This is a genomic window from Pseudomonas sp. ZS1P83 (assembly GCF_054897825.1).
Genome location: NZ_CM142706.1, coordinates 1,443,313 through 1,464,521, shown reverse-complemented (window position 1 = coordinate 1,464,521; position 21,209 = coordinate 1,443,313). Strand labels below are relative to the sequence as shown.

Here is a 21,209-nt window from a genome sequence, read left to right as displayed (position 1 = left end):
GGCGGCCCGAACACTTTGGTTCGCAGCCCCGCGTATGCCCTTGAGCTAAATTCATGTGTGTGGCGATGATCGATGGGTTGCCACGGTCAGCGAACAACGTGACCTGCGTACAACGCATAAATCCTCAGCCATGCCTGCTTTGTGCAAGTGCAGTTATGGACGGCGGCAGTCTGCCAGCCGTCACATCAACGCCCGATCAAAAGATCGCAGCCTCGTTTCACTCGACAGCTCCTACAACCGCTTTAATAAATGCCTGAATCTTTGCGTGATCCTTGATGCCCTTGCTCGCCTCTACCCCACCGCTGACGTCCACGGCATAAGGCCGAACCCGGGCAATCGCCTCGGCGACGTTAGCCGCAGTCAGGCCGCCGGCGAGGATGATCGGTTTGCTCAAGCCTTGCGGTATCAATGACCAGTCGAACGCTTCGCCGGTTCCGCCGGGCACGCCTTCAACAAAGGTGTCGAGCAAAATACCGCTGGCGGTTGGATAAGCATCGCAACCGGCCGCGATGTCATCACCGGCCTTGACCCGCAGCGCCTTGATGTACGGGCGGTGCCAGCCTTCACAGTCGACCGCGGTTTCGTCGCCATGGAACTGCAACAGATCCAGCGGCACGGCGTCGAGGATTTCCCCCAACTCGCAGCGGCTGGCGTTGACAAACAACCCCACGGTGGTCACGAACGGCGGCAGCGCCTTGATGATCGAGCGCGCCTGCTGGAACGTCACGGCCCGCGGGCTTTTGGCATAGAACACAAACCCGATGGCATCAGCCCCGGCCTCGACCGCTGCCAACGCATCTTCTATGCGGGTAATCCCGCAAATCTTGCTGCGAACAGACGACATGTCGATAGAACCCCAAGGCAAATCCGAGAAAGTCCCGGATGGTAACAAAAGCGTTCAAGGGCGTCAGCCGTCAAGTTCAGAGAAGCCGGTGAGGAAGTGCGGCCCGATGTAACGCTCGGGCAATTGGAACTCGTCGCGGTACTCGACCTGCACCAGGTACAGACCGAACGGATGCGCCGTCACTCCACCGGAACGGCGAATGCGGCTATCCAGCACCTCTTTCATCCACTCCACCGGGCGCTCGCCGGCACCGATGGTCATCAGCACGCCAGCAATGTTGCGCACCATGTGGTGCAGGAAGGCACTGGCACGGATATCCAGCACGATCATCTTGCCGTGGCGCGTGACGCGCAGGTGATGCAGTTCCTTGATCGGCGACTTGGCTTGGCACTGACCAGCGCGGAAGGCGCTGAAGTCGTGGGTACCGACCAGATACTGGGCCGCCTCAGCCATGCGCTCGACGTCCAGCGGGCGGTGGTTCCAGGTGATTTCATCGTTCAGGTGCGCCGGACGAATCTGATCGTTGTAGATCACGTAGCGATAGCGCCGGGCGATGGCCTTGAACCGAGCATGAAAATGCGCCGGCATGACCTTGGCCCAGCTGACACTGACGTCATGGGGCAAGTTGATGTTGGCGCCCATGACCCAGGCTTTCATCGAGCGCTCGACCTGAGTATCGAAATGCACGACCTGACCGCACGCATGCACGCCGGCATCCGTACGCCCGGCGCAGAGCAGCGACACGGGTGAGTCGGCGACTTTGGACAAGGCCTTTTCGAGCGTCTCCTGCACGGTGAGTACGCCGCAGGCCTGACGCTGCCAGCCGCGATAGCGCGAACCTTTGTATTCAACGCCCAACGCGATCCGGAATAAGCCGTCGGCCGCCATTTCGGCGCCCGGATTATCTATATTTGCCAAGGAGTGACAGCCTGCTGATGTACGCAAAGGCGGGCATTATAAGGCCGCCGGACCGGGACGCCAGAGGCGCGTGCTTTTTGTACCCTGCCCGGTACCAGGACAGAAACAAAACGGCAGCCTCAATGGGCTGCCGTTTTGTTTACACCTTACCGATCAGTCAAGCCAGACGCGAAAGCATTTCCTTGGCTTCGCTCTTCTGACCGTCGTCACCCTCGGTCACCACCTCATTGAGGATGTCCCGGGCGCCATCGGCGTCGCCCATGTCGATGTAGGCCTGGGCCAGATCGAGTTTGGTAGCCACTTCGTCGGTGCCGGAAAGGAAGTCGAATTCCGGCTCGTCAGCTGCGGAGGCCATAGCGTCTTCCGCCGTGAAGGTCGGCTCGCTAATGCTCTGCGACAGACGATCCAGTTCAGCGTTGACGTCATCCAGCTCGGCTGCGAAAGCATCCGGGACGTCAGGGGCGTCCATTTCGTCAGCCAGCGACAGGTCGAAATCGGCTGGCAGCTCCAGATCGTCCAGCGCTACTTCGGGAACAACCGGCGCTTCAGCGGCAGGTAAATCCAAGTCCTTGACGCCGTCATCCAGGCTCAGCAGGAAGTCGTCTTCGGCCAGAGTCGCCGGCGAGGCGTCCGCACCGAGATCCATATCCAGGTCAAAGTCCGACAGGTCATCGAGGTTTTCCTTGATATCGGTCTGCTGCTGCAACACCGACTCGAAGCTCAGGTCGTCATCCAGCGGAAACTCGTCCAGCTCAGCCGCAGACACTGGCTCTGCTTCTGCTGCTGCTTCTGGTGCAACCACTGCCGGCGAGGCAGTTTCCAGATCATCCAGACTCAAATCGAAGGCACTGTCGAAGTCATCGGGCACTGCCGGTGCCGGCACTTCAGGCTCGTCCAGCAGCAGATCCTTGACGTATTGCGCGTCCAGTTCGGCAGTGATCGCAGCAGCTGCGATGCCACCGGCAGCCACAATGGCCATGGCCGGGAAGCGGCTCTTGAGTTTTTCGACCTGAGCAAAGTTGTCACCGTTGGCCACCAGTTGGCGTTCCTGGGCAACGAATGCATCGCGGTCACCTTGCTGACCGTAGACTTCCATCAGCTTGAGGCGCAGGTCACTGCGTTGCGGCTCTTGCTTGATCCCGTCTTCCAGCAAGGCAGCCGCCTGATTCAGACGACCGGCAGTGATGTGCGACTGCGCCTTGCTCAGTACGTCGTCATCGCGCTCGGCAGCAGGCGATACCAGTGGCGCGGCGATCGGCGGGGTTACCACAACCGGAGCAATCACCGGGGCCGGGGCTGGTGCAGGTGGTGGCGTTGGCGTTGGCGTTGGCGCGGTAGCGAGCTTCACGCTCGGCGGCGGCACTTCCAGGTCTTCGAAGATGCTTTTCGGCAGGTCGCGGTCAGCGGAGAAGTCCTGCTCCTCGGCCAAGTCACGAGCCATGCGCAAATGCTTATCGGCTTCTTGCTGGGCTTTGCGGCGACGCGCCAGCAACAGCAGCAACAGCAGCAGAACCACCGCACCGCCGCCCACCAGGCCGAGCAGCACCGGATTGGTCAGCAGTTCGTTGAATTTTTGATCCTCGGACGCTACAGGTGTCGGCTCGATTGGCTTCTCAACCGGAGACGGCGTGGCCTCAGACGCAGAAGCTTCAGGTGCCGCCGGAGCCGCTTCCGCAGGGTTGGCCGCCAATTCGGCTGACATCGCCGGAGCGGTCGCAGCAGCCGGTGCGCCCGCGGCACCTTCAGCCTGCAACTTGGCCAGTTGATTGTTCTTCAGTTCGATCAGGCGTTGCAGCTTGTCCATCTGACTTTGCAGATCGGTCACGCGGCTTTTCAGTTCGGCGTTGTCACGACGGGAGGTGTCGAGGCTTTCCTGGGTCACGGCCAGCTTGTTGCTCAGGTTCTTGGCATCACCCCTGGCGCCTTTGCCACCGGCCTTGCCGGACTCGGCAGAGACCAGGCTCAGGCTGTCTTTCGCCGTTTGCGGCGAAGTGCCTTCACCGCGAGCGCGTTTGGTGGCATCGAGCTGCTGCTGCCCGGTCCCGGGCTTCGCCACGTAGCGACGACCCTGACGCCACGCGGTGTTCTGCGCGGTGACTTCATCAATGGCCTTCGGTTGCGGCAGGCTGGTGCTCTGCGCCTGATCCGGCAAACGCAGCACCTGACCGGTTTTCAACCGGTTGATGTTGCCGTCGATAAAGGCATCCGGGTTCAACGCCTGAATGGCCAGCATGGTTTGCTGGACCGAACCGCCATTGCGCGCCTTCGCAGCGATTTCCCACAGGGTATCGCGCGGCGTGGTGGTGTATTGAGTCGGCCCGGTCGCGCCGGTCGCTGGCGCGGTGACGGTTTGCGTCGGTGCAGGTTGCGCAGCCGCATCAGCGGTTTGCGGCGAGAATTTGGACGGATCAAGCAGCACACTGTAATCGCGCAGCAGGCGACCGTTGGGCCACATCACTTGAACCAGGAATTTCACCATGGGTTCGGAGAGTGGTTTGCTGGACGTCACACGCAGGACGCTTTTACCGCTGGCGTTGAGCACCGGGGTAAAGGTCAGGTCATTCAGAAACGCTTGGCGGTCGACACCGGCCTTGGCGAAATCTTCGGGCGAAGCCAGGCTCGGCACCACTTCGGCAGCGGTGAGGTCCTTGACGTCGAGCAACTCGATTTCTGCCACCAGGGGCTGGTTCAGCGTCGACTTCAGGGTCAATTCCCCGAGCCCGAGGGCATGCGCCATACCGGAGGACAGCGCCGAGGCGGCCGCTATTGCTAACACCAGTTTGCGAACTTGAACCATAGCCTCATCCTTTGTTTGAACATTCCTCGGCCAGCGAGAAGGTGTTGATAGCCGCTGCCGTAAGGCATTGCGCGCGGCGGCGAAGAGTCGTCGCGCGCGATCATTTCATTCATGCCACGCAAAGTCCCGGAGGGAGCCTGCCTTCAGCAGTCCGGCCAAGCATAGCGCTCGGCTGGATTCATTCGACAAATTGTTGCCAAGTATCTTTTACAGCAGATTTTTTATCAACAATTCAGCCACCTGCACAGCATTGAGCGCGGCGCCTTTGCGTACGTTATCTGACGTCAGCCACAAATTAAGTTCCGACGGGTCGTCGATCCCGCCGCGAACCCGACCAACGTAGACCATGTCCTGCCCTACCGCATCGCCTACTGGCGTCGGGTAATCACCGGCTTCCACCAGCTCGATACCGGGCGCGTCTTCCAGGGCGGCGTTGACTTTCGCCAGGTCGATGTCGCTCGCTGACTGCAACGTCACGTTAAAGCTATCGCCAAAAAACACCGGGGCTTGAATGCAAGTGACGGAAATCTTTAATAAAGGCAGTGCCATGACCTGACGCAGCTCGCGTACCAGGCGTTTTTCCAGCAGCGTATGCCCCCGGTCATCGGGCTTGCCAACTTGCGCCAGCAGGTTGAAGGCCATCTGCCGATCGAAGAAGGTCGGCTCCAGCGGACGCACGTTGAGCAGCTCGGCAGTTTGCCGGGCCAGCTCGGTGACGGCTTCGCGACCCTGGGCGGACACGGCCAGGCTGGCGGTCAGGTTGATGCGTTGCAGGTCGAGCAAACCGAGCAACGGTGCGAGCACTACCGCCAGCGTGGTGGCCGAAGGGCTTGGACTGCTGACCTGGAACGGCTTTTTCAAACCGGCCAGGACTTCGGCATTGGCTTCAGGCACTACTTGCGGCGCCTGATCAGCCGGCAAGGCGCCGGACAGGTCGATCAGCGAACAACCGGCCGCCGTGGCACGCGAAGCGAAACTCAGGGTCACCGCCGGGCCAGCAGCGAAGAACACCAGTTGGACTTTACTGAAGTCGAACTCATCGACCTCCCGCACCCGCACGTTCTTGCCGCGAAAAGGCACCGAATGCCCGGCCGATTCGCTGCTGGCGAGCAGGTGGAGATTGCCCACCGGGAAGTCGCGCTCTTCGAGAATCTGTACAAGCGTTTCGCCGACAGTACCGGTGGCGCCGATCACGGCAATATCAAAGGACTGGCTCATGGTTCTACCTCTGGCGGAACGGGGGGAGCGGCACTTTACCGGGTGGTTGGCATGCAGGCAATTCTGCCGGGGATTTGTGGTGCCTGCGCCGGCCCCTTCGCGGGCAAGCCTCGCTCCTACAAGGGCACCGCGATCCCATGTAGGAGCGAGGCTTGCCCGCGAAGGGGACCGTCTTGACGACACATTTCCCATAAAAAAAACCCGCACCTCTTTCAAGGCACGGGTTTTTTTATGACTTCAATCGATCAACGCTCAAGCAGGATCCGCAACATGCGACGCAGTGGTTCGGCCGCGCCCCACAGCAGTTGGTCGCCGACGGTGAACGCGCCGAGGTACTGCGTGCCCATGTTCAGTTTGCGCAGACGGCCAACCGGTACGTTCAGGGTGCCGGTGACTTTCGTCGGGCTCAGTTCCTGAATGCTGACATCACGCTGGTTCGGCACCAGTTTGACCCAAGGGTTGTGCTGGCTGATCAGCCCTTCGATATCGGCGATCGGCACGTCTTTGTTCAGTTTGATGGTCAGCGCCTGGCTGTGGCAGCGCATGGCGCCGATGCGCACGCAGATGCCGTCGACCGGGATCGGGCTCTTGAAGCGACCGAGGATCTTGTTGGTCTCGGCCTGGGCCTTCCACTCTTCGCGGCTCTGACCGTTCGGCAGTTCTTTGTCGATCCACGGGATCAGGCTGCCGGCCAGCGGTACGCCGAAGTTTTCGGTCGGGTACGCGTCGCTACGCATGGCTTCGGCGACACGGCGGTCGATGTCGAGGATCGCGCTGGCCGGGTCGGCCAGTTGATCGGCGACAGCGGCGTGGGTCGCGCCCATTTGCTTGATCAGTTCACGCATGTTTTGCGCGCCGGCACCGGAGGCCGCCTGATAGGTCATGGCGCTCATCCACTCCACCAGACCGGCTTCGAACAAGCCGCCGAGGCCCATCAGCATCAGGCTGACGGTGCAGTTGCCGCCGATGTAGTTCTTGGTGCCCGCGTCGAGCTGCTGGTCGATGACCTTGCGGTTCACCGGGTCCAGCACGATCACCGCGTCATCCTGCATGCGCAGGCTGGAAGCGGCGTCGATCCAGTAACCCTGCCAGCCGGCTTCGCGCAGTTTCGGGAAGACTTCGCTGGTGTAGTCGCCACCCTGGCAGGTCAGAATCACGTCGAGGGTTTTCAGCTCTTCAATGCTGTAAGCGTCCTTGAGCGGAGCAATGTCCTTGCCCACGGACGGGCCTTGGCCACCGACATTGGAAGTGGTGAAAAACACCGGCTCAATAAGATCGAAATCCTGCTCTTCCAGCATCCGCTGCATGAGCACGGAACCGACCATACCGCGCCAACCGATCAGACCTACACGTTTCATCGCAACTACACCTTCTTTAAAAAGTGGGCCGCTGCTTTCAAGAGTGAAAGTTGCAGCGGGCCCAAGAGATTACAGATTCCGCAGCGCGGCGACTACTGCGTCGCCCATTTCCTGCGTACCAACTTTAGTGCAACCGGTCGACCAGATGTCGCCAGTGCGCAGGCCCTGGTCCAATACCAGACTGACGGCCTTCTCGATCGCATCGGCCGCATCCTGCAGATTGAAGCTGTAACGCAGCATCATCGACACCGACAGAATGGTCGCCAACGGGTTGGCAATGCCTTTACCAGCGATGTCCGGCGCTGAACCGTGGCACGGCTCGTACATGCCTTTGTTGTGGGTATCCAGCGACGCCGATGGCAGCATGCCGATGGAACCGGTGAGCATCGATGCCTGGTCGGACAGAATGTCGCCAAACAGGTTGTCGGTGACGATCACGTCGAATTGCTTGGGTGCACGCACCAGTTGCATGGCGGCGTTGTCGACGTACATGTGGCTCAGTTCGACTTCTGGGTAATCCTTGGCCACTTGCTCGACGATTTCACGCCACAGTTGGCTGGAGGCCAGTACGTTGGCCTTGTCCACCGAGCACAGCTTCTTGCCGCGCACCATGGCCATGTCGAAACCGACACGGGCGATACGGCGGATTTCGCTTTCGCTGTACGGCAGGGTGTCGTAAGCCTGGCGTTCGCCGTTTTCCAGGGTGCGGGTACCGCGTGGCGTGCCGAAGTAGATACCGCCGGTCAGTTCACGGACGATCAGGATGTCCAGGCCTGCAACGATCTCGGGCTTCAGGCTCGAAGCCTCGGCCAGCTGCGGGTAAAGAATCGCCGGACGCAAGTTGCCGAACAGGCCCAGTTGCGCGCGGATTTTCAGCAGGCCGCGCTCAGGGCGGATGTCACGTTCGATGGTGTCCCATTTAGGGCCGCCCACAGCGCCGAGCAGTACAGCATCGGCTGCGCGCGCACGATCCAGGGTTTCGTCGGCCAAAGGCACGCCATGCTTGTCGATGGCGGCGCCGCCGATGACGTCGTGGCTCAGCTCGAAGCCCAGGCTGTACTTGTCGTTCGCCAGCTCCAGCACCTTGACCGCTTCGGCCATGATTTCCGGGCCAATGCCGTCACCTGGGAGAATCAGAATCTGCTTGCTCATGCTTTCCTCATGTCATCAGTCGGCGTGCCCATAGGCATGCCGGGAAAAATTCTATCGTTCAGCCCTTATCGTTCAGCCATCAGCACCAGCACATCGGTACTGAACGAACCATCGGCCTCAATCTCAAAATATTCGCGTACTTCGTTGCCCATCGACTGCTGCAGCTCGCGGATCGCCGCGCGCATCACCGCTGGCGTGCGCATGCGCTCCACCCACGAGGTGTACTCCAGACGCAACCGTTGACGGGTGGTGCTGCGGGTATGCAACCCCGCTTCGCTGACCTGACGCAACCACTCACCGGCGGAATAATCGCGCACATGGCTGGTGTCGCGCAGCACTTCGACGCTTTGCAGGTAAGTGTCGAACAACGGACTACCCGGTGACAACACGTCGATGAACGCCGCCACCCCGCCCGGTTTCAGCACCCGGCGAACCTCCCGAAGGGCCAGGCCAAGATCGCTCCAATGGTGCGCCGAATAACGGCTGAAGACGAAATCGAACTCGCCCTCGGCGAACGGCAACCGCTCAGCTGCGCCCAACACCGTGGACACATTGCTCAGGCCGCGATCGACGGCAGCACCGGCCACCACGTCGAGCATCTGTTGCGACAGGTCGTAAGCCACCACTTGTTTCGCCAGTGACGCGACGTGGAAACTGACGTGACCGGCGCCGCAGCCCAGGTCCAGCACTCGGGCATCGCCCTGCCCTACCAGTTCAGCCTGTAGTAGAGCGAATTCAGTGCCTTGAGCGTGAACAGCGCTACTCAGGTAGGCCGAGGCTTGTTCACCGAATTGCTTTTGTACAACCTCAGTATGCTGGGCGGTGCTGGTCATGGGGACTTCCTTTTTGGGGGTGAGTCTTGTGGTGTCGGGGCGGGCCTCTTCGCGGGCAAACCTCGCTCCTACGGTTGAAATGCATTCCCCTGTAGGAGCAGGGCTTGCCCGCGAAGGCGTCATTCGGCCTTACGCAAAATCATCAAACGTCACGAAACAACCAAGGCTGGCTTGCACGGTGTTTTCTTTCAAACGTTGCGATTGCCTCGTGATCCTGCAACGTCAGGCCAATGTCATCCAGACCGTTAACCAGGCAATGCTTGCGGAACTCGTCCAGTTCGAAGCTGTAAACCTTGCCATCAGTTCGGGTTACGGTTTGGGCTTGCAGGTCGATCTTCAACTCGTAACCAGGATTCGCTTCGACCTGCTGGAACAGCTCATCGACTTCAGTGTCGCTTAAGATGATCGGCAGCAAGCCGTTCTTAAAGCTGTTGTTGTAGAAGATGTCGGCGTAGCTCGGCGCGATGATGCTGCGAAAACCGTACTCTTCCAGCGCCCACGGCGCGTGTTCGCGGCTCGAGCCGCAACCGAAGTTCTCGCGGGCCAGCAGCACGCTGGCGCCTTGATAACGCTCGGCGTTGAGGACGAAGTCCTTGTTCAGCGGACGCTTGGAGTTGTCCTGGTAGGCATAGCCCACGTCCAGGTAGCGCCATTCGTCGAACAGGTTCGGACCAAAACCGGTGCGCTTGATCGACTTCAAGAACTGCTTCGGAATGATCTGGTCGGTGTCGACGTTGGCACGGTCCAAGGGTGCGACCAAACCGGTGTGTTGGGTAAAAGCTCTCATGTGCGGTTCCTCAGATCAGTTCGCGAACGTCGATGAAACGACCGTTGACGGCAGCCGCCGCGGCCATGGCCGGGCTGACCAGGTGAGTACGACCACCAGCGCCCTGACGCCCTTCGAAGTTGCGGTTGGAGGTCGAGGCGCAATGTTCGCCCGACTCCAAACGGTCCGGGTTCATCGCCAGGCACATCGAGCAACCCGGTTCACGCCACTCGAAACCGGCTTCGAGGAAAATCTTGTCCAGGCCTTCGGCCTCGGCTTGCGCCTTCACCAGGCCCGAGCCCGGCACCACGATGGCTTGCTTGATGGTCGACGCGACTTTACGGCCCTTGGCGATCACCGCCGCAGCGCGCAAGTCTTCGATCCGCGAGTTGGTGCAGGAACCAATGAATACGCGGTCCAGTTGAATGTCAGTGATCGCCTGATTGGCGCTCAATCCCATGTATTTCAAGGCGCGCTCGATGGAACCGCGTTTGACCAGGTCCATTTCCTTCGCCGGATCGGGAACGTTCTGATCAACCGCCAAAACCATCTCGGGCGATGTGCCCCAGCTGACTTGAGGCTTGATCTGAGTGGCGTCGAGCTCGACCACGGTGTCGAACACGGCGTCAGCGTCGGACACCAGGTCTTTCCAGGCTTCGACCGCCATGTCCCATTCCGCGCCTTTCGGGGCGAATGGACGACCCTTGACGTAAGCCACGGTTTTTTCATCGGCAGCCACCAGACCTACGCGAGCGCCGGCCTCGATGGACATGTTGCAGATGGTCATGCGACCTTCAACGGACAAATCGCGAATGGCGCTGCCGGCGAACTCGATGGCGTGGCCATTGCCGCCGGCGGTGCCGATTTTGCCGATCACCGCGAGCACGATGTCCTTGGCCGTCACGCCGAACGGTAATTTGCCTTCGACCGACACCCGCATGTTTTTCATTTTCTTGGCGACCAGGCACTGCGTGGCGAACACGTGCTCGACCTCGGAAGTCCCGATGCCGTGGGCCAATGCGCCAAACGCGCCGTGAGTCGAGGTGTGCGAGTCGCCGCAGACCACGGTCATGCCCGGCAAGGTGGCACCCTGCTCCGGACCGATCACGTGAACGATGCCCTGACGCACGTCATTCATTTTGAATTCAGTGATGCCGTATTCATCGCAGTAGTCATCGAGGGTCTGAACCTGCAAACGCGAGACCTTGTCGGTAATCGCTTCGATGCCACCCTTGCGATCCGGAGTGGTCGGTACGTTGTGGTCCGGGGTCGCGATGATCGAGTCGACGCGCCAAGGCTTGCGCCCGGCCAGACGCAGGCCTTCGAAAGCTTGGGGCGAAGTCACTTCATGGATGATGTGGCGGTCGATATAGATCAGCGACGACCCATCGTCGCGCCGTTTCACTTCATGGGAATCCCAGAGCTTGTCGTAAAGCGTTTTGCCGGCCATCAAACGGTCCTCATCAGCTTGCTTCTATTTTCTATGCCTTGGGTCGTGCACGGTTCGATAACCCCTTGGCTTGTGAGGTCGATCCTAGGGGGTTACATTAAATAACTCAAATTCATATTTTTTATGCTTTGGATAACCAACTGGAATACCACAATGGATCTGGCCAACCTCAACGCTTTTATCGCGATTGCCGAGACTGGGAGTTTCTCCGGCGCTGGCGAACGGCTGCACCTGACCCAACCGGCGATCAGCAAGCGCATTGCCGGACTGGAGCAGCAATTGAAGGTGCGATTGTTTGATCGCCTGGGTCGTGAAGTCGGCCTGACCGAGGCCGGACGCGCCCTGCTGCCGAGGGCTTATCAGATCCTGAATGTGCTGGACGACACCCGCCGCGCCCTGACCAATCTGACCGGCGAAGTGACCGGCCGCCTGACCCTCGCCACCAGCCACCACATCGGCCTGCACCGCTTACCTCCCTTATTGAGAGAGTTCACTCGACGCTACCCACAGGTGGCGCTGGATATTCAGTTCCTCGATTCGGAAGTGGCCTACGAAGAAATCCTCCATGGCCGCGCCGAACTGGCGGTCATCACCCTGGCACCGGAGCCCCACGCACTGGTCAAGGCCACGCCAGTGTGGGACGACCCGCTGGACTTCGTGGCCGCCCCGGAGCACTCGCTGATCAGCAATGGCCCGGTCAGCCTGGCGGACATTGCCCTGCACCCGGCTGTATTTCCTGGTGGCAACACCTTTACCCACCACATCGTCCGGCGCCTGTTCGAAGCTCAAGGCCTGACGCCGAACATCGCCATGAGCACGAATTATTTGGAAACCATCAAGATGATGGTCTCGATCGGCCTGGCCTGGAGCGTGTTGCCGCGCACCATGCTGGATGATCAAGTTGCGCGAATACCTTTGCCGGGCATACAACTGACTCGCCAGCTAGGCTATATCCTGCACACAGAAAGGACGCTGTCGAATGCGGCGCGAGCCTTCATGGCCTTGCTGGATGCACAAATCGATCTGCCAGGGACTCTCGGCTAAGCTGTGCTACTTCTTATAGGGCCTCGAGTTACTGAACCTGACACCCCACTCAGCCAAGGCTTGCCCATGCCGAAATCTGTTGACCGTGTTCCGCCGATGCCGCGTATACAGGCGCTTGACCCAAAAAGGTCCGAGCAGAGCTGGGAAAGCGCCCCACAATTGCTGGCCGCCCTCAACGGTGCACGTCTGGGCGCCTGGTATTGGGACATCGAGCGCGGGCAGATCAGTTGGTCGCGCGGTACCCAGGCGCTGTTCGGCTTCGATCCCCGGCAACCGTTGCCGGCGGATCTGGAGTACCTCGACTTGCTGCCGCCAGAGGATCGGGCGAAAACCATTCGCGCTTTCCACGCGGTGATCGCCGGCGCTCCGCTGGAACAGGCGATGCACCACCGCATTCGCTGGCCCGACGGCAGCCTGCACTGGCTGGAGATCAATGGCAGCCTGTTGCCGGACAAACACGGTCGGCCACGGATGATTGGCGTGATCCGCGAAATCACCCACCAGCGCCAACGCGAACAAGCGTTGAGCAGCTCGGAAAAGCGCTTTGCCACGCTGTTCCACCTGTGCCCGAACATGGTCCTGCTGACCCGCCAGGAAGACGGCCTGATTACCGAAGCCAACCAGTATTTTGAAAGTCTGTTCGGCTGGCCCGTGCAAAACGCCATTGGTCGTACCACCGTGGAACTGGGCCTGTGGGTGCACCCGGAGCAACGCGCACAACTGGTCAAGGCCACCAAGGCCAAGGGCGAACTGGTCAGCATGGAGGTGCAGTTTCGTGCCAGCAATGGCCACGTCCATGACGGCATTCTCAGCGCACAAAAGGTGGAGCTCGAAGGCCAGCCCTATTTGCTGAGTACGTTTCTGGACACCACCGAACGCAAAGCCGCCGAGCTCGCCCTGAAAGACAGCCAGGAGCGGCTCGACCTTGCTCTGGATTCAGCGCAACTGGGTACCTGGGACTGGCACATTCCCAGCGGCATGCTGTACGGCTCGGCACGCGCAGCCCAATTACACGGGATGGATGCCAAACCTTTCCATGAATCCTTCGACGAGTTTTTCGAAGGCGTGCCCGACGAAGAGCGTGGCACCATGCGCGACGCCTATCGCAGCCTGCGAGAAGGCCCGGCCGGCAGTTATCAACTGACCTACCGCGTGCAACTGCCGGACGGCAGCTCGCGCTATCTGGAAAGCCGCGCCCGACTCTATCGCGATGACAACGGGGTTCCGCTGCGCATGGCCGGCACGCTGCTCGACATCACCGATCAGGTGGAGCGTGAGCAGCTGCTGGTGGCGTCCGAAGAGAAGTTCGCCACCCTGTTCCAGGTCAGCCCGGACCCGATTTGCGTGACCCGTCAGGACACCGGCCAATTCATCGAGATCAACTCCAGTTTCACCCAGACCTTCGGCTGGAGCGCCGCCGACGTGATTGGCCGCGGCGCCGACGAAATCGGTCTATGGGACGCTTCGACGAAAAGCCTGCGACGGATCGAGCAGGTCATCCGCGAGCAAGGCCTGAACAACGTGGCGATCCTGGTTCAGCACAAAGACGGGCAATCCCTGACCTGCGTGATTTCCAGTCGCCAGATCAGCGTTGGCGACCAGCCGTGCATCGTCACCACCCTGCGCGACATCACCCAGCAACAGCGCTCGGAAGCGGCGCTCAAGGCCAGCGAAGAGAAGTTCGCCAAGGCGTTCCACTCAAGCCCCGACGCAATCACCATCACCGAGCGCGACACCGGACGCTATCTGGAGGTCAACGACGGCTTCTGCCGTCTGACCGGCTACCGCGCCGACGAAGTGATTGGTCGCACGGTGTATCAGGTCGGCATCTGGGCCGATGAAAAACAACGCTCGGCGCTGCTCGCCGAACTACAGATCAACGGCCGGGTGCATCACCAGGAAATGCTCGGGCGCAATAAACGCGGCGAGCTGCTGACTGTCGAGGTCTCGGTGGAGCCGATCACCCTCAACGAAACCGCTTGCCTGCTGCTGACCGCGCGGGACGTCAGCCTGCTGAAAAACGCTGAAGCGCAAATCCGTCACCTGGCCTACCACGACCCGCTGACCAACCTGCCCAACCGCGCGCTGCTGATGGATCGCCTGAGCCAGCAGATCGCCCTGCTCAAGCGCCACAACCTGCGCGGCGCCTTGATGTTTCTCGACCTTGATCACTTCAAGCACATCAATGATTCGCTCGGTCATCCGGTGGGCGATACCGTGCTGAAAATCATCACCGCGCGCCTCGAAGCCAGCGTGCGCATGGAGGACACCGTCGCCCGTTTGGGCGGTGACGAATTCGTGGTGCTGCTTAGCGGGCTCGAAGGCTCACGCAACGAGGTCAGCGAGCAGGTTCAGCAGTTGGCGGACACCTTGCGTGAACTGCTGTCGGAGCCGATGTTCCTCGACGGACAACGCCTGCAAGTGACTCCGAGCATCGGCATCGCGCTGATTCCCGATCATGGTTCGACCCCGACCGACCTGCTCAAACGCGCCGACATCGCCCTCTACCGAGCCAAGGATTCAGGTCGCAATACCACGCAGATGTACCACAACACCATGCAGAAGGCTGCGAGCGAACGTCTGCGCATGGAAACCGACCTGCGCCTGGCCCTTTCCCGGGGTGAGTTCCGCGTGCACTACCAACCTCAGGTGGACGCCCGGAACGAGCGCATCGTCGGCGCCGAGGCACTGGTGCGCTGGAACCATCCCGAACTCGGCGCGCAATCGCCCACCGAGTTCATCAAGGTGCTGGAGGACAGCGGACTGATTCTGGAAGTTGGCACCTGGATCATCGAAGAAGCCTGCAGCGCCTTCAAACAGCTGATTGCCAATGGCCTGGTCGACCCGCTGGACTTCAGCCTGTGCGTGAACATCAGCCCGCGGCAATTCCGGCAAAACGACTTCGTCGAACGCATCGAACACAGCCTCATCAGTCATGGCCTGCCCTGCTCGCTGCTGAAACTGGAAATCACCGAGGGCATCGTGATCCAGAACCTGGAAGACACCATCAGCAAAATGCGTCGCCTGAAAAAACTCGGCGTGAGTTTTGCGATGGACGATTTCGGCACGGGTTATTCCTCACTGACTTACCTCAAGCGTCTGCCGGTCGACACCCTGAAAATCGACCAGTCGTTCATCCGCGACGCCACGACCGACCCCAACGACGCCGAGATTATCCGCGCCATCGTCGCCATGGCCCGCAGCCTCGAATTGAAAGTGATTGCCGAAGGGGTAGAGACGCCGGAGCAGCTGGAATTTTTGCAGGGGCTGGGCTGCCATTTTTATCAGGGGTATTTGCACAGCCCGCCGCTGCCAGTGGAGGGGTTTCAAAAACTGCTCAAATGACTCGGACCTTGTAGCTGCTGCCGAGCAGCGCGAGGCTGCGTTCGGTTTGGGCCGCATTCGGACGAAGCAGTCGTGAGTTCTGCCTGCATGTGCTGTTTTTTTTCAATTGGATTCAGGCCGCTTCAGACACCTGTAGACCCAGTAAACGCGAGACCTGGTCCAGTTCGGTCTCGCGACGCAGGACGGTGAACAGCTCGACCGCTTCGGGATAATTGCGGGTCAGCATCGCCAGCCACTGCTTCAAGCGACCCGGCGATTGGCGTGGCGTCATCTGCGCCTTGGCTTGCCGCCAGAAGTCCTGAATCAGCGGCAGCAGCTCAGCCCAAGTCATCTCGATGACGTCCTCACCGGCCCGCGCCGCCGCGATTTGCCGCGCCAGGTCCGGACGCGAGACCAGACCGCGACCGAGCATGATGTCTTCCACACCGCTGATTTCGCGGCAACGACGCCAGTCGTCGACGCTCCAGATATCACCATTGGCGAACACCGGCACCTTGACCACATCCTGCACCCGCGGAATCCATTCCCAGTGGGCCGGCGGTTTGTAGCCATCGGTCTTGGTCCGAGCATGAACGACGATGTGCGCCGCGCCACCTTCGGCCAGGGCCGTGGCACAAACCAGTGCACCGTCCGGACTGTCGAAACCAAGGCGCATCTTCGCGGTCACTGGAATGTGCGCCGGAACGGCACGACGGACATGTTCGACGATCTGGTTCAGCAGCTCAGGCTCTTTGAGCAGGACTGCGCCGCCACGGGATTTATTGACGGTCTTGGCCGGGCAGCCGAAGTTCAGGTCGATAACCTCGGACCCCAGCTCGCAGGCCAGCGCGGCGTTTTCTGCCAGGCATACCGGATCGGAACCGAGCAGCTGTACCCGCAGCGGCACGCCGGACGCGGTCCGGGCGCCGGTCAGCAGTTCTGGGCCGAACTTGTGGTAATAGGCAGGCGTAAGCAGTTGATCGTTGATCCGAATGAACTCGGTCACGCACCAATCGATACCGCCCACACGGGTCAGCACGTCCCGCAGAATGTTGTCGACCAACCCCTCCATGGGCGCCAAAGCAATTTGCATGAAAAACACACTCAACGAAAAACGTGCGGCAGTTTACTCGAAAGCGTCGATTAGATCGCGACTTGCAACGCGGGGCCGTAGCCCTCGATGAACTCGGTCGGCATGCGCTTGGGTTTGCCGGTCGACAGTTCGATGCAGACGAAGGTGGTTTGCGCCCGCAGCAACGTGGTGTTGTCGCTGGGCCGTTTCAACTGGAAGTGGCGGGTCATTTTCAGGCGCTGGTCCCAATCGACGATCCAGGTCGCCAATTGCAATTCATCGCCTTCATAGGCGGCTGCCAGGTAATCGATTTCGTGCCGCACCACCGCCATCGCCCGGTCCAGCCGACGATACTCGACCAGGTCCAGGCCAAGCCGCTGGGAGTGACGCCAGGCACAGCGTTCGAGCCAGGTCACGTACACCGCGTTGTTCGCGTGACCCAGCCCATCAATGTCCTCTGCACCGACTTCCAGATCAATGATAAATGGCGTTGCCCGATCCCAGCCCATGCCCCACTCCTGGTCAGAAAATTTTGACCGGGGCAGTGTAACGGATGCTCAGGCCGATTGGCGCGATTGCAAACTGCGACCGGCCAGCAGCGAAAGAACGCCTTCGATCACCCGAGGGTCAGCCAGCACCCGTTGATGACCACCCGCTTCCAGGCGCAACAGACGGCTATCAAACCAGGCTTCGTTGATCAGCTGCGATTCCTTGACCGGAACGTAGCAGTCGTCTTCGGCATGGACGATCAGGCCGGGCATGTCGAGTTGATAGTGCGCGACATCCAGCGCCGCAGCGCGCATGCCGACGTCTCTTTCGATCTGACGAATGAACGCTGAACGGGCTTTTGGTGGCAGCCGCACATAGCGTGCGAAACCGCGCAACACGCCGAGAATCCGAGCCGGGGCGGCGATAGTGACCAGGGTTTCGGTGCGCAAGCCCAGTTGAACGGCGAGCATGGCACTGGCGCCACCCATGGAGTGACCGATGACCGCTTGCAGCGGCGGCAACTCGGCAGCGGCTTCAAGCATGGCTCGAGCAAACAGCACGACGTTCGCTTCGCTGCCCGGCGAGCGACCGTGAGCCGGGCCGTCCAAAGCAACCACGGTGTAACCGGCATCGACCAGTGCGGTGATGAGGCTGGCAAACTGCGTTGGCCGACCCTCCCAACCGTGCATCAGCAACACGGCCGGACCCTGCCCCCAACGCAGTGCCGAGAGGCCGAAGCGCAAGGTGATCCGCTCGGATTTCGCCAGCAGCGGCAATTCCCAATCACGCGGCGGCAACTCGCGCGGCGTCATGAATGCCCGTCGCATTTTGTTCGCAACCAGTTTTGGTGCGACCCAGCCCAAGGTGCCATTAACGCCACGAACCCACTTCAACGTGTTCATCGCTCTCACTCCTCAGGCCAAGGCCTTCAGGTTATAGCACCGCCGATTTGGCGGCGCGCAGCAATCGATCAGACAACTCTCCTGGCCCCAGCGCGCGCGCCAGAGCCAAACCACCGACCATCAAGGCCATGTCGGCCAAGGCTTTGTCGGTGTCTTCCGGGCTGGCCGCCAACTGCGCGACCATCAACTCCACATGCTCATTCAGTGCCACACGAAACGCGTCCGGCAGCCGGCCCAGTTCACCGACCGAAGCCGGAATCGGGCACGCTGACTCAGAGGAATCACGGTGTTTGCGTGACAGATAAAACGCAGCAACCAACGCGCGACGCTCTTCGCCGGTTAACTGGGCATCCATGTCGGCAATCAAGCCACGGCGGTGGCCGAGCAGCTGCTTGAACGCTTCCAGCATCATCGCGTCCTTGCTTTCGAAGTGCGCATAGAAGCCGCCGACGGTCAGGCCGGCCGCGCCCATCACTTCGCCCACACTCGGTTCGGCCGGGCCGCGCTGAATCAGCGCTGCGCTGGCAGCCTTGAGGATGCGTTCGCGGGTTTGAGCTTTTTTATCGTTCATCGTTGCCTCCGAATATTACGACTAGAATATTACGACTAGAATATTATTCTCATAATAATTTTTCGCAAGTCGTGGATGTGACCGCTGGTCTGAAGAACAGTTTGAAAGAAATAGGGGATTTGGCCAAACGCCAGACAAACAAAAGGGCCATTCAAAAATTGAATGACCCTTATAAAATCCCGCAGAGCGGGTAATCGTGGCGTCCCCTAGGGGACTCGAACCCCTGTTACCGCCGTGAAAGGGCGGTGTCCTAGGCCACTAGACGAAGGGGACGCAAAACCTTCTATACAACTGATCAGTGCTGAGAGCTGATCGATTCAAGGCCGGTGTGGCCAGACCTTGAACTGTAAAATTGGTGGAGCTAAACGGGATCGAACCGTTGACCTCCTGCATGCCATGCAGGCGCTCTCCCAGCTGAGCTATAGCCCCGATTTATCGCCTGGCGGCGGAGCAGCATCTTGCGACACGGCTTCTGTAAAACTGGCGTCCCCTAGGGGACTCGAACCCCTGTTACCGCCGTGAAAGGGCGGTGTCCTAGGCCACTAGACGAAGGGGACGCAAACCCTTCTATACAACTGATCAACCCTGAGAGTCGATCGCATCAAGGCCGGTGTGGCCAGACCTTGAAGTGTAAATTGGTGGAGCTAGACGGGATCGAACCGTCGACCTCTTGCATGCCATGCAAGCGCTCTCCCAGCTGAGCTATAGCCCCTCATCGCTGAGGACGGGGCGAATCTTAATGGCGCATCGGAAAGCTGTCAAACTTATTTTTAACAATTTCCAAAATTTTTTGCCGCCATAACAATCACTTACCGCCCTCCCCCCCGAAAAACGGGGGGAGCGCCGAAGATCACGATCAAATGGTCGCTGGCTCCGGCGGTTCCTACAGGGTCAAACGGCCTTAGGCGATGTTGCCCAAGAGTTTTTCCCACTCCTTGTTTTCCTTCTTCGACACGCCACCGAGCAAGTCGATCGCCTGGCGCAGACGGAAACGGGTCAGGTCCGGACCAAGGATTTCCATCGCATCGAGCACCGATACCGAACTGGCCTGGCCCGTGATCGCGGCGAACATCAGCGGCATGGCGTCACGCAGCTTCAACTCCAGGGATTCGACCACTGCTTGAATCGTTGCGGTGATGCTGTCCTTCTCCCACTGACGCAGGCTTTCCAGCTTCCACAAAATCAACTGCATCAACTGACGCACCTGATCGCCCGACAGCTTCTTGGATTCAAACAGCTTGGCGTCCGGGTTCACGCCACCGGCGAAGAAGAAACCGGCCAGCGGCGCGACCTGGCTGAAGGTTTCAACCCGCCCCTGCACGTGCGGCGCGATCTTCATCATGTATTCCGGGTTCAGCGCCCAGGACTGCAAGCGGCTGGCGAACTCTTCCACCGGCAGGTCACGCAGCCACTGGCCGTTGAGCCACGACAGTTTCTCGATGTCGAAAATCGGCCCGCCGAGGGAGACGCGGCTCAGGTCGAAGTGGTCGACCATTTCCTGCAGCGAGAACTTCTCGCGCTCGTCCGGCATCGACCAGCCCATGCGGCCCAGGTAGTTGAGCATCGCTTCCGGCATGAAGCCCATGCGCTCGTAGAACGTCACCGAGGTCGGGTTCTTGCGCTTGGACAGCTTGCTCTTGTCCGGGTTACGCAGCAGCGGCATGTAGCACAACTCCGGTTGTTCCCAGCCGAAGTACTCGTACAGCAGAATCAGTTTCGGCGCGGATGGCAGCCACTCTTCGCCGCGCAGAACGTGGGTGATACCCATCAGGTGATCATCGACCACGTTGGCCAGGAAGTACGTCGGCAGGCCGTCGGTCTTCATCAGCACTTGCATGTCCATACGATCCCACGGGATCTCGACATCGCCACGCAACATGTCCGGCACCACGCAAACGCCTTCACTTGGCACTTTCATGCGGATCACGTGCGGTTCGCCGGCGGCCAATCGGGAAGCGACTTCTTCCTTGGAGAGCAACAGCGCTCGGCCGTCGTAACGCGGGGTTTCGCCTCGAGCCATTTGCTCGGCGCGCATCTGGTCGAGTTCTTCAGCGGTGCAGAAGCACGGGAACGCGTGACCCATTTCAACGAGTTGCTGGCAGTACTTCTGATAGATCTCGCCGCGCTCGCTCTGGCGGTAAGGACCGTGCGGACCGCCGACATCCGGGCCTTCGCTCCAGTCGATACCCAACCAGCGCAGGGCGTCGAAAATCTGTTGTTCGGACTCGCGGGTCGAACGCAATTGGTCGGTGTCTTCAATGCGCAGGATGAACTCACCGCCATGCTGCTTGGCAAAGCAGTAGTTGAACAAAGCGATGTAAGCGGTACCTACATGGGGATCCCCGGTAGGCGATGGCGCGATGCGAGTGCGGACGGTGGTCATGGCAAGTCTCGAAATGAAGATAAAACAAAGGGCGAATGGTAACAGGCGTTGCCCGCCCGGCTCCAGTGAGCAGGGCATTTAAGCCAAG

Annotated in this window: 16 protein-coding genes and 4 tRNA genes; 2 read left to right on the top strand and 18 right to left on the bottom strand. The window is 60.2% G+C overall.

Annotated elements, in window-relative coordinates; translation table 11 throughout:
• Positions 1-217: 217 nt before the first annotated feature.
• The 9 genes from ACYZT0_RS07040 to leuC all read right to left on the bottom strand — a co-directional run bounded on the left by ACYZT0_RS07040 (position 218) and on the right by leuC (position 11,336).
• Positions 218-844: a phosphoribosylanthranilate isomerase gene (locus ACYZT0_RS07040; protein WP_462045205.1), complete on the bottom strand. Its 627-nt coding sequence runs from the start codon at positions 842-844 to the stop codon at positions 218-220.
• A gap of 63 nt (positions 845-907) precedes the next feature.
• A complete protein-coding gene (truA, locus tag ACYZT0_RS07035; RefSeq protein ID WP_462046513.1) occupies positions 908-1,732 on the bottom strand; it encodes a tRNA pseudouridine(38-40) synthase TruA in 825 nt (274 codons plus the stop codon).
• 187 nt (positions 1,733-1,919) lie between these two features.
• Positions 1,920-4,559 (bottom strand): FimV/HubP family polar landmark protein, encoded by a 2,640-nt coding sequence (locus tag ACYZT0_RS07030; protein ID WP_462045204.1) that lies wholly within the window; start codon positions 4,557-4,559, stop codon positions 1,920-1,922.
• A gap of 207 nt (positions 4,560-4,766) precedes the next feature.
• Complete coding sequence (locus tag ACYZT0_RS07025; protein WP_462045203.1) at positions 4,767-5,777, bottom strand: aspartate-semialdehyde dehydrogenase; 1,011 nt, start codon at positions 5,775-5,777, stop codon at positions 4,767-4,769.
• Between the two features lie 245 nt (positions 5,778-6,022).
• On the bottom strand, positions 6,023-7,135 hold the full coding sequence (asd, locus tag ACYZT0_RS07020; RefSeq protein WP_462032094.1) for an aspartate-semialdehyde dehydrogenase: 1,113 nt from the start codon (positions 7,133-7,135) through the stop codon (positions 6,023-6,025).
• A 69-nt stretch (positions 7,136-7,204) separates the two neighbouring features.
• A complete protein-coding gene (gene leuB, locus ACYZT0_RS07015; protein WP_462045202.1) occupies positions 7,205-8,287 on the bottom strand; it encodes a 3-isopropylmalate dehydrogenase in 1,083 nt (360 codons plus the stop codon).
• A gap of 65 nt (positions 8,288-8,352) precedes the next feature.
• Positions 8,353-9,120 carry a class I SAM-dependent methyltransferase gene (locus ACYZT0_RS07010; protein WP_462045201.1) on the bottom strand — a complete coding sequence of 256 codons (768 nt, stop codon included), beginning with the start codon at positions 9,118-9,120 and terminating at the stop codon, positions 8,353-8,355.
• A gap of 142 nt (positions 9,121-9,262) precedes the next feature.
• A complete protein-coding gene (gene leuD, locus ACYZT0_RS07005) occupies positions 9,263-9,907 on the bottom strand; it encodes a 3-isopropylmalate dehydratase small subunit (RefSeq protein WP_462045200.1) in 645 nt (214 codons plus the stop codon).
• Between the two features lie 10 nt (positions 9,908-9,917).
• Positions 9,918-11,336 carry a 3-isopropylmalate dehydratase large subunit gene (gene leuC / locus ACYZT0_RS07000; protein ID WP_462045199.1) on the bottom strand — a complete coding sequence of 473 codons (1,419 nt, stop codon included), beginning with the start codon at positions 11,334-11,336 and terminating at the stop codon, positions 9,918-9,920.
• A gap of 153 nt (positions 11,337-11,489) precedes the next feature.
• Here leuC and ACYZT0_RS06995 point away from each other — a divergent pair, with 153 nt between their 5' ends.
• Together ACYZT0_RS06995 and ACYZT0_RS06990 are read left to right on the top strand one after the other, a co-directional pair.
• Positions 11,490-12,380, top strand: a complete 891-nt coding sequence (locus tag ACYZT0_RS06995) for a LysR family transcriptional regulator (RefSeq protein ID WP_462045198.1) — start codon at positions 11,490-11,492, stop codon at positions 12,378-12,380.
• A 66-nt stretch (positions 12,381-12,446) separates the two neighbouring features.
• Positions 12,447-15,725 (top strand): EAL domain-containing protein, encoded by a 3,279-nt coding sequence (locus ACYZT0_RS06990; protein ID WP_462045197.1) that lies wholly within the window; start codon positions 12,447-12,449, stop codon positions 15,723-15,725.
• 112 nt (positions 15,726-15,837) lie between these two features.
• On the opposite strand, the gene ACYZT0_RS06985 is transcribed toward ACYZT0_RS06990, so the two are convergent.
• From ACYZT0_RS06985 to gltX, 9 genes are all read right to left on the bottom strand, one after another.
• A complete protein-coding gene (locus ACYZT0_RS06985) occupies positions 15,838-16,797 on the bottom strand; it encodes a tRNA dihydrouridine synthase (protein WP_462045196.1) in 960 nt (319 codons plus the stop codon).
• Positions 16,798-16,847: 50 nt separating this feature from the next.
• Positions 16,848-17,285: an acyl-CoA thioesterase gene (locus ACYZT0_RS06980; RefSeq protein WP_282377652.1), complete on the bottom strand. Its 438-nt coding sequence runs from the start codon at positions 17,283-17,285 to the stop codon at positions 16,848-16,850.
• A gap of 48 nt (positions 17,286-17,333) precedes the next feature.
• Positions 17,334-18,167: an alpha/beta fold hydrolase gene (locus ACYZT0_RS06975; RefSeq protein WP_462045195.1), complete on the bottom strand. Its 834-nt coding sequence runs from the start codon at positions 18,165-18,167 to the stop codon at positions 17,334-17,336.
• Positions 18,168-18,198: 31 nt separating this feature from the next.
• Positions 18,199-18,738, bottom strand: coding sequence for a TetR/AcrR family transcriptional regulator (locus ACYZT0_RS06970; RefSeq protein ID WP_462045194.1), 540 nt, complete (start codon positions 18,736-18,738; stop codon positions 18,199-18,201).
• Between the two features lie 197 nt (positions 18,739-18,935).
• Positions 18,936-19,011 (bottom strand) — tRNA-Glu (locus ACYZT0_RS06965).
• Positions 19,012-19,091: 80 nt separating this feature from the next.
• Positions 19,092-19,167 (bottom strand) — tRNA-Ala (locus ACYZT0_RS06960).
• A 52-nt stretch (positions 19,168-19,219) separates the two neighbouring features.
• Positions 19,220-19,295, bottom strand: a tRNA-Glu gene (locus tag ACYZT0_RS06955).
• A gap of 79 nt (positions 19,296-19,374) precedes the next feature.
• Positions 19,375-19,450, bottom strand: a tRNA-Ala gene (locus ACYZT0_RS06950).
• Positions 19,451-19,639: 189 nt separating this feature from the next.
• On the bottom strand, positions 19,640-21,121 hold the full coding sequence (gene gltX / locus ACYZT0_RS06945; protein WP_462045193.1) for a glutamate--tRNA ligase: 1,482 nt from the start codon (positions 21,119-21,121) through the stop codon (positions 19,640-19,642).
• Positions 21,122-21,209 lie beyond the last annotated feature (88 nt).

Coding starts and splice junctions, on each gene's coding strand:
- ACYZT0_RS07040 (WP_462045205.1), bottom strand. CDS start 844: ATGTCGTCTGTTCGCAGCAAGATTTGCGGGATTACCCGCATAGAAGAT.
- truA (WP_462046513.1), bottom strand. CDS start 1,732: ATGGCGGCCGACGGCTTATTCCGGATCGCGTTGGGCGTTGAATACAAA.
- ACYZT0_RS07030 (WP_462045204.1), bottom strand. CDS start 4,559: ATGGTTCAAGTTCGCAAACTGGTGTTAGCAATAGCGGCCGCCTCGGCG.
- ACYZT0_RS07025 (WP_462045203.1), bottom strand. CDS start 5,777: ATGAGCCAGTCCTTTGATATTGCCGTGATCGGCGCCACCGGTACTGTC.
- asd (WP_462032094.1), bottom strand. CDS start 7,135: ATGAAACGTGTAGGTCTGATCGGTTGGCGCGGTATGGTCGGTTCCGTG.
- leuB (WP_462045202.1), bottom strand. CDS start 8,287: ATGAGCAAGCAGATTCTGATTCTCCCAGGTGACGGCATTGGCCCGGAA.
- ACYZT0_RS07010 (WP_462045201.1), bottom strand. CDS start 9,120: ATGACCAGCACCGCCCAGCATACTGAGGTTGTACAAAAGCAATTCGGT.
- leuD (WP_462045200.1), bottom strand. CDS start 9,907: ATGAGAGCTTTTACCCAACACACCGGTTTGGTCGCACCCTTGGACCGT.
- leuC (WP_462045199.1), bottom strand. CDS start 11,336: ATGGCCGGCAAAACGCTTTACGACAAGCTCTGGGATTCCCATGAAGTG.
- ACYZT0_RS06995 (WP_462045198.1), top strand. CDS start 11,490: ATGGATCTGGCCAACCTCAACGCTTTTATCGCGATTGCCGAGACTGGG.
- ACYZT0_RS06990 (WP_462045197.1), top strand. CDS start 12,447: ATGCCGAAATCTGTTGACCGTGTTCCGCCGATGCCGCGTATACAGGCG.
- ACYZT0_RS06985 (WP_462045196.1), bottom strand. CDS start 16,797: ATGCAAATTGCTTTGGCGCCCATGGAGGGGTTGGTCGACAACATTCTG.
- ACYZT0_RS06980 (WP_282377652.1), bottom strand. CDS start 17,285: ATGGGCTGGGATCGGGCAACGCCATTTATCATTGATCTGGAAGTCGGT.
- ACYZT0_RS06975 (WP_462045195.1), bottom strand. CDS start 18,167: ATGAACACGTTGAAGTGGGTTCGTGGCGTTAATGGCACCTTGGGCTGG.
- ACYZT0_RS06970 (WP_462045194.1), bottom strand. CDS start 18,738: ATGAACGATAAAAAAGCTCAAACCCGCGAACGCATCCTCAAGGCTGCC.
- gltX (WP_462045193.1), bottom strand. CDS start 21,121: ATGACCACCGTCCGCACTCGCATCGCGCCATCGCCTACCGGGGATCCC.